This is a genomic window from Desulfosporomusa polytropa, assembly GCF_055380075.1.
In genome coordinates, this window is sequence record NZ_AP042400.1 from 5,486,645 (window position 1) to 5,501,077 (window position 14,433).

Below are 14,433 nucleotides of genomic sequence, written 5' to 3' on the forward strand. Positions count from 1 at the left end.
GAACTTACTTATATTTTTTCAATACGAGAACTATTTTAGAGCATTACTATAGGTAACTAAAAACTGTTGTTTTCTTTGTAAAATTCAATAAGAACATTTTAGCATCAGGATATCCAGTTAAGGACTAAATAAGAAAATAAGTCTCGTAAACAACGGCGGATTCTTGCTTACAAAACTCATTTATATAATATACCTTAGCCTTCAATCTTTTAATGCCTGGCCTATTTCGGGAAGAACTAGGAAATTTTTTCAACAGTACAAGTGGGAGGGGGTAATATTGAAAATTATTCTTAGAGAATGTAAAGGTGGATGAAGGATCGGGGCTTTAGTTAAAAGAAACGGGTGATGTAATGACTAGAAGTAACTACAAAATATTTTCTGAGGCCAGAATAGCCAACCTGGTTTTGAAAAACAGGCTGGTACGGTCGGCAACCTGTGAATATAAAATGGAAGAAACGGGAAGAATCACCGACACCGTGCTTTCGGTCTATAAAAATTTAGCAGCTGGTGGCGTAGGCCTGATTATCAGCAGTCTTATGGCAGTTGCAGCCAACGGCAAAGGCGTCAAAGATCAGATTTGTATTTATAGTGATGAATATATTGATGATATAGCAAAAATTGCTGCTATTGTACACCAAACAGATGCTGGTTGTGCCATTATCGCGCAGTTATGTCATGCGGGCAGACAGGTGACTCATGACAACCAGGTTGCTGAGTGTGTAGGACCCTCGGCAGTCCCTTCGACTTTACTGGTGAAGACTGCGCGGGAACTGACTAACCATGAGATTGAGAAAATTATTCATAATTTTGTCGAAGCAATTATCCGGGTGAAACGCGCGGGATTTGACGGAGCGCAGTTACACGCAGCGCATGGTTATTTGTTGAGCTCTTTTCTTTCCTCCTATACCAATAAACGTACCGATGCCTATGGCGGTTCTATACAAAATTGCAGCCGGATCATCAAAGATATTGTATCCCTTGCAAGAAAAGAGGTAGGGAGTTTTCCCATACTCATTAAAGTAAATTGTGATGATCATGTCGAGGGAGGAATTACGAAAGACAATTTTTCGGGACTGGTAAAGGAGCTTGCTTTGGCTGGCGTTGACGCTATCGAAGTGAGTGGCGGTATGTGGGACTGTCTTACCCGGACTGAACACGAATTGGGCTTTAGACCTGTGCCGTTGCCGGAATCCCGAACTAGAATTGATGCCGCGGATAAGCAATCTTACTATTATGATTATATTGCACAAATAAAGACTGATTTGCCACTCATTCTGGTCGGTGGTAACAGGAATATCGAGTTAATGGAAAGGTTGTTGCACTCAGGAAAGGTTGACTTTTTTGCGTTAAGTCGTCCGCTTATCGCTGAGCCCGGCTTGCCCAACCGGTGGCGTGACGGAGTGGGCAAAGAGACAACAGCTTGTGTCTCGTGTAATGCCTGTGTGGTCTTTAAAGAAGAGTACGGTTGTGCACTGCGAAGATTAGGAATGCAAAGAGAAGTTTTTGGAGAAAGGCTGGAAAAAGCCTGGCGAAATTCATTTAAATAAGTAAAGCAGGACTTGCCAGTAAGGGGATCAGTATGGAAAAGCGGAACTTAAAAGAGGTGGGGCAAAAATCAAACTAAAAAAATGAAACCCTGGAAATTTCTTTTCCAGGGTTCCGCGATACGTAACCATACTAAGCACCAAAATTTTAACACATTCAGTTGGCGCTTAAATTAAGTCCTCTTTTTTCTAATTCTTTTTCGGTGCTAACCACCTGAATGCAAAGTGCCAATAACTCCATAGCTTGTTTTAAATCTGCTAATGGCGGGAATGTTGGGGCAAGCCGGATGTTTTTATCTTCAGGGTCTTTGCCGTATGGATAAGTGGCGCCAGCAGGGGTAAGGATGACCCCTGCGGCAGCGGTTTTAGCTACTACCTTTTGGGCACACCCGGGCAGAGTGTCAAGACTTATGAAGTAACCACCCTGCGGTCTACTCCAGGTAGCCAGTTCTTTATTTCCCAGCTCGGCTTCCAAAGTTTTCAGTACCAAATCAAATTTAGGCTTGATAATGGCTGCATGGCGGCACATATGAGCTTCAATTCCAGACAAATCTTTAAAAAAGCGGATGTGGCGCAGTTGGTTTATTTTATCAGGTCCGATGGTCTGGATGTTAATTTGTTTTTTTAACCAGTTGATATTATTTTCACTACTGGCTAATACGCCAATACCGGCGCCAGGGAAGCTGACTTTGGAAGTGGAACTGAATATAAAGACTCTGTCAGGGTGACCGGCTTTTTTACATGCAGTAAGTATATTGAGCAGGTGATCTGGCGTGTCAGTTAGATGGTGGATCACGTAAGCGTTATCCCAAAAAATCCGGAAATCGGGTGCTTTGGCAGGCAGGGCAGCCAGACGTTCCACAACTGTGTTGGAATATGTAATGCCGGAGGGATTGCTGTATTTGGGCACACACCAGATACCTTTAATTGATGAATCGGCGGCTACCAATTGTTCTACCTGATTCATATCCGGGCCGTCTGGCAGATAGTTAACAGGAATCATCTCAATTCCTAAATATTCGCAGATAGCGAAATGCCGGTCATAGCCGGGGCTGGGACAGAGAAATTTTACTTGCGGCAGTTTCCCCCAAGAAGTGGTACTGTCCGGTAACCCGCGCAACATAGCCCGGGCAATCAGATCATGCATCAGTGTCAAACTGGAATTACCGCCAATTATGATTTCGCTAGGGCTTACATCCAGGGCCTGAGCAAAAAGCTCTTTGGCTTCCGGGATACCATCTACTCCGCCATAATTGCGGCAGTCAGTACCATTGGCTGCTTTATAATCGTTTTCCTTGAGACAATCCAAAAGTCCGGCAGAAAGGTCTAATTGTTCAGGACAGGGTACGCCTCGGGACATATTTAGGGTAAGCTTTTTGGCCTGGAACTTTTCATATTTGTGGATCAAGGCAGAATAGTGTTCTTGTAGTACTTGGTCATTCATGTCTTTCAATGTAGTCATTGTGCATCGCTCCTTTGTTTTCTCTATCATTATACAAAATTTACTAAAGGATGGGAATACATTTGACAATCGCTTTTTCTGGATATATAATTAATAAAATATAAAATATAAAATATAAAAATAGGTTGCTGACTGGTAAGAATCAGAGGCTATATTCCGATATATGGGATATAGCCTTTTTATTATCCAGATGGAAAGTATAACTTTCCTGGATTGAACGACTAAGGCTTCTGCCGGCGTCCTAAAGGACTTGGCACAAGCCAAGTCTTATCTTATATACTGGTTCTCAGTGTATATATTATTAGTGTCAGGCTGATTGGAATAACCAAAGGCCAGGATTGCTTTATAGGCAATCCTGGCCTTTGGTTATTTTACAAAAAGAGTAAGGGGGGGAAACCATGACATTGCAAAGGTTTTTAGTGGCAGCATTTTTGGTATTCGTATTGGGTATTGGCGCTGTATATGCCGGAGTCAATCGAGTGCCGTTTCGGCAGGAGGGAGCTCACGAAATGCACAAGTCATCGCTGTCATCAGTTATTATCACTGCCTACAGCGGCAACGTGTCTCCATTAACTATGGTATTAAGTGGTAAAGCCTAAGTTCGCAACTAAACAGAATGGAGTTGGTTTTATGACAAAATATAAGTTATTATCCTGGAGCGCACTTCTTGTCAGTGTTGTGCTGCTGATTTTGCCCAGAATTATTCCTATCTGCAATGGACTTATGAAAAATGGCAGTCCGATGAGTTGCCATTTTACCTATCAGGCAGAGTTTATTTTTGCATTACTTGCTGTAATTCTTGCCAGTGCTTTGTTTGTATTGCGCACCAAGGAAGCCCGTTTATTGACTGGATTTATACTCTTATTATTAGGAATTATTGTGATTGTCTTGCCACAGCCATGGGCGAGTGGCATTTGCCAAGCAGGAGGATGCGTGAAGACTGCTTTTTTTAGCAATATCGGCGGAAGTTGGCTAGCTCTGTCTGGAGCGGGAATTGTGTGGTTGACTGGAAGAAAAGCAGAGTAAGTGAACTCGTTTCAGCAGAACTGAAACATCGGGGGTTCAGGTAGAGAGTCTACTCCACCTGAACTGACGCCGCCTGTAGAGGCGGGAGTCTTGACTCAGCGATTAAGATGAAGGTTGCGTATTGTTAGGAGAGACTGTATTATGACATTTCTTATCTGGAAGAGCCTGCTGCATCGCAGGCTGCAAAGCATTGTTATTATTGTTTCTATTGCTGTTGGAGTCGCGATAGTCTTTAGTGTTGGGGCTATGTATAACGGAGTTTCGTCAGGTATGGAGCTTTCTAAACAGCGTATGGGAGCAGATATTGTTATTGTACCCTACGGGGTGACGCTGGAGCCCAGTTTGCTCTTATTTGGCGGGGCAACGGCCAATTCATATATGCCGAAAACGTATGTAGAGGGTGTACGGAATGTTCCGGGAGTTCGTACGGTTACACCACAGTTCTATACGCACTCCTTGACCGCAGACTGCCATGATATTGGGACTCAAAACCGAATGATTGGTTATGATTCGACTAACGACTGGATTATCGCGCCCTGGCTAAAGAAAGTACACAAAACAGAGCTCACTGATGACGAGGTTATCTTAGGGGCGAAAGTACCTACTTGGACCCAGAATAAAATATCGGTTTTAGGCAAGTGGTACAACATTGTTACAGTTGCCGAAGAAACAGGGACAACACTGGATTATTCTTTGTTAGTCAGTATGAATGAGGCTAGACGGGTAGTGGCCAAGGATACTTCGCTCAAACAAGTTTGGGCCAAACAGGGATCCCCGTCTGAACTCATTTCAACCATTTTGGTGCAGGTTGACGAGGGGGCAGATATTAATAATGTGGTAACTGCTATTCAAAATGTTGGATTTATGAAGCCAATTGTAGCGGCAGAGGTTAAAAAACGTATTGCTGACCAGTTTACCATGTTTGTATTCCTAATCGGTGGTGTTGGCTTATTGACAATATTGACATCCTTGTTGCATCTTTTTTCCCGGTTTTATACGTTGACGTGGGAACGGCAGGCCGAATGGGGACTTTATCTGGCTTTTGGTGCTACCGGGCGGGACATTAGTGCAGTTATTGTTGGCGAAGCAGCGGCAGTATCCTTGACAGGATCAATTGTCGGTCTGCTGCTTGGCGGCGTTTTGTATAAAGGGAGCCTGCAACTACTGGAATCTTATCAATCATTTCCTTTTGTTCAGCCGTCATGGAGTTTTATTGCTGTTATGGCCCTCGGTATTACGGCACTATTCACCGGGTTAGGTGCTTTGGCTGCTTGGTTACCGGCTTACCGGGGAAGCCGTATTGATCCAAGTATTGTCATGACCAGAGGCGAATTTGACTGAAGGAGAAGGAAAACTATGAGTAACCTGCTGGAATTGAAAAATATTAATAAAACATATGATGAGGATGTTATTTTAGAAGATATTTCATTCACTTTGCCTAAAGGAAAGGCAATAGCAATTATCGGACATTCTGGCGGCGGCAAAACCACCCTGTTGTCTATTATGGGATTATTGCAGAAACCAACTTCTGGTCAAGTGCTGGTAGACGGCCAGGATATTGACGAGCTGGATACTGAGCGCCTGGCTAAGCTGCGAGGACAGTGTCTGGGTTTTGTATTCCAAAGAGCCAGACTAATCAATTCCCTGACTGCCTTGGAAAACGTGATGGCACCTGCCTGGTTTGTTAGAAATAGGGCAAAGGTTGAGCCGCAGGCAAAAGCTTTACTGGAGCAGTTTGGTTTGTCTCATCGTCTATACCATAAGCCACAGGAGCTTAGTCTTGGTCAATTGCGGCGGATTTCTCTTGCCCGGGCTCTTTTACTTAAACCTGCTATTTTGCTGGCTGATGAACCAACCAATGATTTGGACCCGGCTTTAGCGGAAGAAGTTGCCGGATGCCTACTGCAAGCACGCCAGAGTGGAACCGGTGTGGTTATTGTTACCCATGATGTAGGACTCGCAGCACAAGCAGACCAGACTTTTCGCCTGGAAGACGGGATGCTGCGTCTGGTTGCGTGTCAATGAATAGTATTATAAAGGAGAGCTTTCCTAGATTGGTTTAGGAAAGCTCTCCTTATAATTTCCGTTAGAGTTAATGTGCGTGGCATACCGCAATCCACTGACTTTTTTGGTGTATCAGCCATTCAGTCACCAGCGCTGCAAGCTCATCATGTTGGCCGGTAAAGACGTGGTCGGCCTGGATACGGGCAATTTCTTTTTCGCCTTGATAGCGGTCATATAAAGTTTCTGAGCCTGACGGTGGTACAACGATGTCTTGTTTGCCATGGACAATGAATAGCGGTGAACGGTGTGACTGGATTTGTGTTAATGGCTCATAACGGTTTTCTAACAAATCATTAACAAAGTTGGGACTAAGGCTAAACCCTTTGCCTAAAAAGTTGGCGATGGTTTGGCCTGCAATCGATCGCTCCCATAACTCAGGTCCTAAAATGATATTTTGAAAATTTTCAACAGGTTGGGTTACCGGGGCTAATGCTACCCGTCCAGCAATATCGTCATCGTCATGGCTAAGCACAATTAGGCCGCCAAGACTATGGCCTAGCAGGTACACAGGCAAACCTTCAAATTCTGGGAGGCTTTTCACCCATTGGATGACATTGTGTAAATCTTCTTGCCAGTTTTTTACGGTTGTGTCATCGGCAAACTCTCCTTCGCTTTCACCTGAACCGGTAAAGTCAAAACGTACTGCTATGAGACCAGCTGCTTCAATGGCATTAGCTACATGGAGCATTAACTGATTGGAACCGACTTTTTCGCTGGTAAAGCCATGGCAGCAGATGACAACTGGAGTTTGCGTTACGGTAAAGCTGTGAGCCTGAATCATGGCGGAAAGCTTGCGACCTTGGCTGAGTATCCATTCATGTTGTTTCATGACATATCTCTCCTTTAAAATAAGATAAGGCTAAAAAATAACTATACGTTATTTTTTGGCCTTTAGTTTATCTAATCAGCTTAAAAATATAAAATTGTAATTCAAGGAAGTTATTCTTGAACAACTTATTCGTCTTCATCATTGCAGCAGCATTTCTTCTATATCTTCTTTCCTTTAAGCTAATAGATTGATTGCCAGGGCAATTCGCTTAAGTCCTTCCGCTAACAGTGGGCGCGGGCAGCCAAAATTAAGGCGCATAAAACCAGTACCCTGATGACCGAAAGTTATGCCGTCATTTAGCCCGACCTTTGCTTTTTTGGCAAAGAACTGGACAAGCTCCTGTTGAGAAAGTTTTAAATTGCGGCAATCAAGCCAGGCTAAATAGGTGCCTTGTGGTTTGTCAACTGTAATGGCTGGGATATTGGTGGCAATAAACTCTGTCAGATACTGGGCGTTGCCCTCGAGGTAGACTAAGAGTTCATCAAGCCACGGTGCACCATGGCGGTAAGCAGCTTCCAACGCGGTGATACCAAATACGTTACTTTTGTTGATGCCCAATAGCTGGACAGTTTGAGAAAATTGATTACGTAAGTTGGCATTTGGAATAATAGCAATCGAGGTATACAGGCCAGCAGTGTTAAAGGTTTTGCTGGGAGCGGTAAGCGTGATTATTTTATCTTCGCTGCCGGCTTCTAACGAAGCCAGCGGTATATGCTGATGTCCGGGATATACAAGATCACCATGAATTTCGTCTGCCAGAAGTAATACGTCATTTTCCAGGCAGATGGTTACCAGTCTAGTTAGCTCTGCACGTGACCAAACGCGGCCAACAGGATTGTGTGGGCTGCATAAAATCAGCATTTTGGCTTCGCGTGCTTTTTCCGCTAAATCATCAAAATCCATGTGATAGTTGCCGTTTTCATAAACTAACGGATTTTCCAGCACAATGCGATCCTGATTTTTTACACTGGAAAAGAAAGGCGGATAAACCGGGGGTTGGATAATCACCTTATCTCCTGGTTTAGTAAAGGTTTGTACTGCCAAAGTTATAGCGGTTACCACCCCAGGCGTGCTTACCATCCAGTCAGGACTGGTTTTCCAGTTATGACGTTTATCCAGCCAGTCGGTTACGGCATCATAGGCATAGGAATGGGGAGAAGGGTAACCAAAAATGCCATGCTGAAGCCGGGCGGTAAGCGCTTCGTTTACCGCTGGAGGAGAAGGGAAATCCATGTCAGCTACCCAGAATGGCAGAACATCCTCAGAACCAAAGAGGGCAGCGGCGTCATCCCATTTGGTACTGCCGCTGTTGTGGCGCGCAATCACGGCATCAAATTTGTCAAGGTTAGAGTTAGTCATAATATCACCCTTATTCATAAAAAGTAAATTAATCAAAAAAATGTCGGTATGTAAGATGCAGAAAAAGGCTAAAGTACGTCTGACGTAGACGGTACTTTAGCCTTCAGGTACTCTGATCAGCTAAAAGAAAAGCTAATAATATATAGTTACAGGTTAACATTCATAAAGAACGTTGTCAAGAAACTATAAAAAATCTTTGTTGAAAAACATTTTGCAAGCATCTTGTATTTTTTGTGAGTGATCAGTATAATAGATTACAAGTCAATTTTTAAAAAATATAATAAGACTGATTGGTAGATAAACCGAAGGTCAGAATAACAGTTCTAGAGAGCTGTCGTTCTGACCTTTCTTGTTTTTCTAAACAATCTGGGAGGGGTATCTCATGAGTAAAAAAATTAAACAAATTGCAATTTACGGTAAAGGCGGTATTGGTAAATCAACCACAACGTCTAACATCAGCGCATCATTATCAAATTTAGGATATAAGGTAATGCAGTTTGGTTGTGACCCGAAAGCTGATTCTACCAATACGCTGCGGGGCGGCACCTATATTCCGACTGTGCTGGATACACTGCGAGAAAAAAACAAGGTACAACCGGAAGATGTTATTTATAAAGGTTTTAATGGTGTGTATTGCGTGGAGGCAGGCGGACCGGCCCCTGGTGTTGGCTGCGCTGGACGGGGCATTATTACGGCCGTGCAGCTTTTAAAACAATTAAAAGTATATGATGAACTGGATTTAGACGTTGTTATTTATGATGTTTTGGGCGACGTAGTGTGCGGGGGCTTTGCCGTACCTATTCGTGAGGGGATTGCCGAGCATGTATTTACCGTATCTTCGGCTGATTTTATGGCTATTTATGCAGCCAATAACCTGTTCAAAGGCATTAAAAAATACTCCAACTCGGGTGGTGCGCTGCTAGGGGGCTTAATTGCTAATTCGATCAATGCTCCCTATGCAAAAGAGATTGTCGATGACTTTGTGCGACGGACGCAAACACAGGTGGTAGAGTATATTCCCCGTTCTGTAACAGTGACGCAGGCTGAGCTTCAAGGAAAAACAACCGTAGAAGCTGCACCTGACTCAGAGCAAGCTAAAATCTATAGTCGGTTGGCGAAAAAAGTAATCGAAACTACGGAATCTAAAGTGCCATCGCCACTGGAAACGGCGGAATTGCGCGAGTGGGCATCCACGTGGGCTGATCAACTGCTGGCTATGGAAACAGGTGAGGTTCGTAGTGCCTCGGCTGGTATCTAAAGAATTTTGATAATGGTAAGGGCTTTTATGTGTTTCATGCCCCATGTAAAAAAAGAGAGGTGAATAGTATGGGCTGCGTATGCTCTGGCACTCTAAGTGTGGATACTCTGGAAAGAACCAATAAGCATCCCTGCTACTCTGCGGATGCTCATCATAAATATGCCCGGATGCATTTGCCAGTAGCTCCCCGGTGCAATGTCCAATGTAATTATTGCAATCGAAAGTTCGACTGCGTAAATGAAAGTCGTCCGGGTGTCACCAGCGAGGTATTGACACCTGCTCTTGCCAGCGATAAATTTGTCTGGGTGAAAGGGGAAATTGAGCACCTTAGTGTAGTTGGTATTGCCGGGCCAGGTGATGCGTTGGCTGATTGGCCGTCTACCAAGGAGACAATTGAAAATATCAGAGCCATTGACCAAACGATTACTTTTTGCTTATCAACCAATGGACTATTGCTGCCAAAATATGCTTCCGAAATTATGGCATTAGGCATTCGTCATGTTACAGTAACGGTTAACACCTTAGATCCGACTATCGGTGCGAAGATTTATAAGTTTGTGTCTTATCAGGGTAAGAACTATGTGGGCCCGAAGGCAGCAGAACTGCTGTTAGCCAACCAGTTGGCAGGTATTGAGTCCTTAGTGAAACATGGGGTATTAGTTAAAATCAATATAGTTATGATTAAAGGGATTAATGACAGGCACATACCGGCGGTAGTCAAAAAGGTAAAGGAGTTAGGGGTATTTGTAACCAATATTATGCCGCTTATCCCTGCACCGGGCAGCGCTTTTGAGCATTTTCCCCAGACCAGTATGAAAGAACTTAATGCGCTACGAGATGTTTGCCAGTTGGACATCCGCCAGATGCGCCATTGCCAACAATGCCGGGCTGATGCTATTGGGCTGCTGCATGAAGATCGTTCTCAGGAATTCCGGATGTGCAACCATGCGCCTGATCGTAAAACTGAAGAATCTGAACCCAAGAAGGTATATCAGATTGCCGTGACATCAAAACACGGGAAAATGGTTGACCAGCATTTTGGCCATGCGACTCAATTACTTATTTTTCAAGGCGATGGGCAGAAGTTTCAGCTTCGTGAGACCAGGCGCGTTGGTCAGTATTGTGCGGGCATGGCAGAATGTGATGTCGAGGATAAAGCTTCTGGGCGAGAGCAGATCATTGAGGCATTACAGGATTGTAATGCGGTGCTAACCATGCGTATTGGCTATCATGCTAAAGAACAGTTAGGGAAAAAAGGTATCTTTATCTCGGAATACTGCGATACAGTAGAAAATGGCCTTCGTTATACCGCAAGTCAAATTGAGACGTTGTCACAAGGGCAAGTTATTGGCTAAACGGGAAAAATGTATTGACAAATATTCCCCGGAAAGTATAATTATAAATACTAGATATATTAATAATGAATGGCTGATCAGAGAGACTGAAGGCTAGGTATTATCCGTGAGGGTATGCCTTGGCCTTTTTATTTTCCAGATGGAAGTATAACTTTCCCTGGATTGAACGCCTATACCCCCTAAAGGGGTACAGACGGCTTCTGCTGACAAGCCAATTCTTTTCTTATCTTTTGAAGATTTGATGAAAATATCGAATTGGTGTTTAAAAAAATTAGCTGATCAGTCAAACATGCTGAAGGCAAAGATTATTCTAATCAGGAATTTATCTTTGCCTTTTTGCTTACGCAATTTCATGATGCTTTTCCATTATAATTAATATAGGGGGATGATTGCTATGTCTAAAATTGCCAACAGTATTACCGCGTTAATCGGTGGTACACCTTTACTCCGTCTGAATAAAGTAACCGAGGGGACTCAGGCCGAGGTAGTGGTTAAACTAGAGTCATTTAACCCCGGTGGCAGTATTAAAGACCGCATCGGTTTTAGTATGCTCAAAGATGCCGAAGAAAAGGGACTTATCAATAAAGATACGGTAATTATTGAGCCTACCAGTGGTAATACAGGTATTGCTTTGGCTTTTATTGCTGCAGCCAAAGGGTATCGTCTGATCCTGACTATGCCGGAAACCATGAGTGTGGAGCGGCGCAGCCTGCTAAAGGCGTATGGTGCGGAATTGGTTTTGACTCCTGGTGCAGCAGGCATGAAGGGGGCAGTATTAAAAGCAGAGGAATTGGCTGCGGTAACACCAAATTCATTTATTCCCCAGCAGTTTAACAATCCGGCTAATCCTGAGATTCACCGGGCCATTACTGCCGAAGAAATATGGCAGGATACTGATGGTAAGGTAGATGTTATTGTTGGTGGTGTCGGTACCGGCGGTACGATTACCGGTGTTGGCGAAGTACTTAAAAAACGTAATCCCAACATCCAGGTGGTGGCAGTGGAACCTTTCGATTCCCCCGTTCTTTCCGGTGGTCAGTCTGGCCCTCATAAAATTCAGGGAATTGGGGCTGGTTTTGTTCCTACTGTGCTGAATTTGGATATTGTTGACGAAATCTTTAAAGTGAAAAATGAGGAAGCAATTACTACTGCGCAACGGTTGGCTAAAGAAGAAGGAATATTGGTTGGGATTTCCTCCGGTGCGGCTACTTTTGCTGCCTTGCAGCTTGCCAAACGCCAGGGAAATAAGGGGAAAGTGGTAGTGGCGATTTTGCCAGACACAGGCGAGCGATATCTTAGCACCGTTCTGTTTGCAGAAAACTAGTCAGAGATTTGGTTGGTCAGTTTACTATCAAAGGGGGGAAACCTTATGTCTAAGAGTCTAGGAACGGCAACGGCGGTCGCGGGGTCAGATGACAAAATTATTGCCCGTAATATCCGACGTGTATTTCAAATTAAACGAAAGGCGAATGAAGCGGCTAGCGAATTCGAGGCAATAAAACAGCTGGATATTACTGTTAAACAAGGGGAGTTTCTGGCTATTGTCGGACCAAGCGGCTGCGGTAAGTCAACCTTTTTGGATATGATTGCCGGGTTAACCAAACCTAATTCAGGAGAAATATTTATGGATGGTAAATTGATTACCGGTCCTGCTCTCGACAGGGGAATTGTAATGCAAGGCTATGCCCTGTTTCCCTGGCGGACAGTGAGAAAAAATGTTGAGTTTGGGCTTGAGATCAAAAAAGTACCGCAAAAACAGCGCAGGGAAATCAGTCAGCAATACATTGAATTAGTAGGACTGAAAAACTTTGAGGATCGCTACCCCCATGAATTGTCTGGCGGGATGAAACAGCGTGTAGCTATTGCCAGGGCATTGGCCTATGATCCGGAGGTCTTGCTCATGGATGAACCCTTTGCGGCAGTCGATGCTCAGACCAGAGAAGTTTTGCAGGAAGAATTGCTGCGCATTTGGGAGAAAACCAAGAAGACGATTGTTTTTGTTACTCATGGTATTGATGAAGCGGTATTTTTGGCAGATCGGGTAGCGGTAATGACTGCAAATCCTGGAACTATTAAGGAAATTGTCGATATTAATCTCCCAAGGCCACGTGATGGTATCCGTTCATCAGCAGACTTTGGCTGGGTTCGTCACAAAATATGGGAATTGCTGCAGAATGAGCATTTTACAGCAGATAAGACAAAAGCAGCTAAACAAAATGTGGCTGATTCCATATCTTCATCAGCATCTTTGTAATTGGACTGCGAGTTAATCTTACTAGTGCGGCATTAGCTGATCAGATATACTGAAGGCTAAGAGACTTACTTATATTATTAGAAAGAATATCCCCTTTCTGATAATAAATAAGAACGACTACGCTCAATGTCATCGTCCTAAAGGACTAGACATAAGCTAAGTCTTTTCTTATAAGTAGTCTCTTAGCCTTTTTGGTATTTGTTTTTATTTGCATTGCATCTTGTTAGCTGATGATGTGTTATCTAATTTATTCGGAGGTGTAATGTATGGAAAAGGTAAATCCCAAAAGACTTTTGCTACCACAAGTTATTGAACTACTGCGGCATTCGCTGCATACTATCCAGTATGGGTATTTGATCTTGACAGTGCAAGACGGGTGTGTAATAAAAATGGAGAGAACAGAAAAATTCATATTTTCGTCTAAACACAAATCAGGCTATATCATACGCGACATTCCGGTAGAACAACACTCTTTTCAACCTAAAATTCTTGCTCAGCTTCAAGGGCTGATGTATGGCCAATTGATTATCCGGATTGAAGACGGCAAGGTAGAACAGATTGAGAAAACGGAAAAACGGCGGATTAATGAACAGGAAGGAGTATACGGGGACGGGATATGATTTCCTACGGCTAAAAAAGGGGAAGGGTATGGTAATGACGATTACTTACGAGCTTGGAAATGCACTTTATCTTAATATAACTAACCGTTGTACCAACAATTGCTCGTTTTGCGTAAGAAACAGTCAGGATGGACTGTCGCAGGGCGTTAATTTATGGCTAAAAAGGGAGCCTACCGTTGAGGAAGTTGTGACAGATATTCAAAAATGGGATATTGATAAATACCAGGAGTTTGTTTTTTGTGGATATGGGGAGCCGATGATGCGTACCTATGACATCATTGAGATATGTAAGCGGCTCAAAACGGCGCATGGTCTGCCAATTCGTATAAATACAAATGGACACGCCAATTTGATCTGCGGCAGGGATATTACGCCGCAACTAACAGGATTAGTGGACGCTATCTCCATAAGTATGAATGCCAAAAACCGCAAAGAATATCAGCAAATATGTCTATCGCAATATGGTGAAAAGGCCTATGATGCTATGCTGGATTTTGCCGCTAAGTGTAGAAGCCATATTCCCAGAGTAGGGTTATCAATTGTTGACATTATGCCGAAAGAGGACATTCAGGTTTGTCGGAAAATTGCCGAAAAAATTGGTGTTGCTTTTAAAGTCAGGCATTTTGTTAATGCTGATAATAAATAAACTGAGTCAGAGAGCA

Annotated in this window: 14 protein-coding genes; 11 read left to right on the top strand and 3 right to left on the bottom strand. The window is 43.5% G+C overall.

Annotated features, from left to right (window positions below):
- Positions 1-350: 350 nt before the first annotated feature.
- Entirely contained in the window at positions 351-1,547 is a 1,197-nt protein-coding gene (locus tag ACZ449_RS27580; protein ID WP_464259201.1) for an NADH:flavin oxidoreductase, read from the top strand.
- A gap of 154 nt (positions 1,548-1,701) precedes the next feature.
- Here ACZ449_RS27580 and ACZ449_RS27585 read toward each other — a convergent pair whose 3' ends face one another.
- A complete protein-coding gene (locus ACZ449_RS27585) occupies positions 1,702-3,006 on the bottom strand; it encodes an aspartate aminotransferase type Ic (RefSeq protein ID WP_464259202.1) in 1,305 nt (434 codons plus the stop codon).
- Positions 3,007-3,404: 398 nt separating this feature from the next.
- On the opposite strand from ACZ449_RS27585, the gene ACZ449_RS27590 reads away from it, so the two are divergent.
- The 4 genes from ACZ449_RS27590 to ACZ449_RS27605 all read left to right on the top strand — a co-directional run bounded on the left by ACZ449_RS27590 (position 3,405) and on the right by ACZ449_RS27605 (position 6,057).
- Positions 3,405-3,605: a hypothetical protein gene (locus ACZ449_RS27590; protein ID WP_464259203.1), complete on the top strand. Its 201-nt coding sequence runs from the start codon at positions 3,405-3,407 to the stop codon at positions 3,603-3,605.
- Positions 3,606-3,636: 31 nt separating this feature from the next.
- Positions 3,637-4,032, top strand: coding sequence for a DUF4418 family protein (locus ACZ449_RS27595; protein WP_464259204.1), 396 nt, complete (start codon positions 3,637-3,639; stop codon positions 4,030-4,032).
- 141 nt (positions 4,033-4,173) lie between these two features.
- The gene (locus tag ACZ449_RS27600; protein WP_464259205.1) at positions 4,174-5,373 is read left to right on the top strand and encodes an ABC transporter permease; all 1,200 of its coding nucleotides are present in this window, start codon (positions 4,174-4,176) and stop codon (positions 5,371-5,373) included.
- A gap of 15 nt (positions 5,374-5,388) precedes the next feature.
- On the top strand, positions 5,389-6,057 hold the full coding sequence (locus ACZ449_RS27605) for an ABC transporter ATP-binding protein (protein ID WP_464259206.1): 669 nt from the start codon (positions 5,389-5,391) through the stop codon (positions 6,055-6,057).
- A 67-nt stretch (positions 6,058-6,124) separates the two neighbouring features.
- Here the strand turns inward: ACZ449_RS27605 and ACZ449_RS27610 are convergent, their stop codons facing one another.
- Together ACZ449_RS27610 and ACZ449_RS27615 are read right to left on the bottom strand one after the other, a co-directional pair.
- Positions 6,125-6,925: an alpha/beta hydrolase gene (locus tag ACZ449_RS27610; protein ID WP_464259207.1), complete on the bottom strand. Its 801-nt coding sequence runs from the start codon at positions 6,923-6,925 to the stop codon at positions 6,125-6,127.
- 174 nt (positions 6,926-7,099) lie between these two features.
- A complete protein-coding gene (locus ACZ449_RS27615) occupies positions 7,100-8,284 on the bottom strand; it encodes a MalY/PatB family protein (protein WP_464259208.1) in 1,185 nt (394 codons plus the stop codon).
- 382 nt (positions 8,285-8,666) lie between these two features.
- Between ACZ449_RS27615 and nifH the strand changes: the two genes are divergently transcribed.
- The 6 genes from nifH (at position 8,667) to ACZ449_RS27645 (ending at position 14,417) form a co-directional block, all read left to right on the top strand.
- Positions 8,667-9,542: a nitrogenase iron protein gene (gene nifH / locus ACZ449_RS27620; protein ID WP_464259209.1), complete on the top strand. Its 876-nt coding sequence runs from the start codon at positions 8,667-8,669 to the stop codon at positions 9,540-9,542.
- 68 nt (positions 9,543-9,610) lie between these two features.
- Positions 9,611-10,897 (top strand): nitrogenase cofactor biosynthesis protein NifB, encoded by a 1,287-nt coding sequence (gene nifB, locus ACZ449_RS27625; RefSeq protein WP_464259210.1) that lies wholly within the window; start codon positions 9,611-9,613, stop codon positions 10,895-10,897.
- Between the two features lie 394 nt (positions 10,898-11,291).
- The gene (gene cysK / locus ACZ449_RS27630; protein WP_464259211.1) at positions 11,292-12,221 is read left to right on the top strand and encodes a cysteine synthase A; all 930 of its coding nucleotides are present in this window, start codon (positions 11,292-11,294) and stop codon (positions 12,219-12,221) included.
- Positions 12,222-12,266: 45 nt separating this feature from the next.
- Positions 12,267-13,151 (top strand): ABC transporter ATP-binding protein, encoded by an 885-nt coding sequence (locus ACZ449_RS27635; protein WP_464259212.1) that lies wholly within the window; start codon positions 12,267-12,269, stop codon positions 13,149-13,151.
- Positions 13,152-13,417: 266 nt separating this feature from the next.
- Complete coding sequence (locus tag ACZ449_RS27640) at positions 13,418-13,771, top strand: DUF2292 domain-containing protein (RefSeq protein WP_464259213.1); 354 nt, start codon at positions 13,418-13,420, stop codon at positions 13,769-13,771.
- Positions 13,772-13,799: 28 nt separating this feature from the next.
- Entirely contained in the window at positions 13,800-14,417 is a 618-nt protein-coding gene (locus tag ACZ449_RS27645) for a TatD family nuclease-associated radical SAM protein (protein WP_464259214.1), read from the top strand.
- Positions 14,418-14,433 lie beyond the last annotated feature (16 nt).

Excerpts from the sequence above, each read along its gene's own strand:
- ACZ449_RS27580 (WP_464259201.1), top strand. The coding sequence starts at position 351 with ATGACTAGAAGTAACTACAAAATATTTTCTGAGGCCAGAATAGCCAAC.
- ACZ449_RS27585 (WP_464259202.1), bottom strand. The coding sequence starts at position 3,006 with ATGACTACATTGAAAGACATGAATGACCAAGTACTACAAGAACACTAT.
- ACZ449_RS27590 (WP_464259203.1), top strand. The coding sequence starts at position 3,405 with ATGACATTGCAAAGGTTTTTAGTGGCAGCATTTTTGGTATTCGTATTG.
- ACZ449_RS27595 (WP_464259204.1), top strand. The coding sequence starts at position 3,637 with ATGACAAAATATAAGTTATTATCCTGGAGCGCACTTCTTGTCAGTGTT.
- ACZ449_RS27600 (WP_464259205.1), top strand. The coding sequence starts at position 4,174 with ATGACATTTCTTATCTGGAAGAGCCTGCTGCATCGCAGGCTGCAAAGC.
- ACZ449_RS27605 (WP_464259206.1), top strand. The coding sequence starts at position 5,389 with ATGAGTAACCTGCTGGAATTGAAAAATATTAATAAAACATATGATGAG.
- ACZ449_RS27610 (WP_464259207.1), bottom strand. The coding sequence starts at position 6,925 with ATGAAACAACATGAATGGATACTCAGCCAAGGTCGCAAGCTTTCCGCC.
- ACZ449_RS27615 (WP_464259208.1), bottom strand. The coding sequence starts at position 8,284 with ATGACTAACTCTAACCTTGACAAATTTGATGCCGTGATTGCGCGCCAC.
- nifH (WP_464259209.1), top strand. The coding sequence starts at position 8,667 with ATGAGTAAAAAAATTAAACAAATTGCAATTTACGGTAAAGGCGGTATT.
- nifB (WP_464259210.1), top strand. The coding sequence starts at position 9,611 with ATGGGCTGCGTATGCTCTGGCACTCTAAGTGTGGATACTCTGGAAAGA.
- cysK (WP_464259211.1), top strand. The coding sequence starts at position 11,292 with ATGTCTAAAATTGCCAACAGTATTACCGCGTTAATCGGTGGTACACCT.
- ACZ449_RS27635 (WP_464259212.1), top strand. The coding sequence starts at position 12,267 with ATGTCTAAGAGTCTAGGAACGGCAACGGCGGTCGCGGGGTCAGATGAC.
- ACZ449_RS27640 (WP_464259213.1), top strand. The coding sequence starts at position 13,418 with ATGGAAAAGGTAAATCCCAAAAGACTTTTGCTACCACAAGTTATTGAA.
- ACZ449_RS27645 (WP_464259214.1), top strand. The coding sequence starts at position 13,800 with ATGGTAATGACGATTACTTACGAGCTTGGAAATGCACTTTATCTTAAT.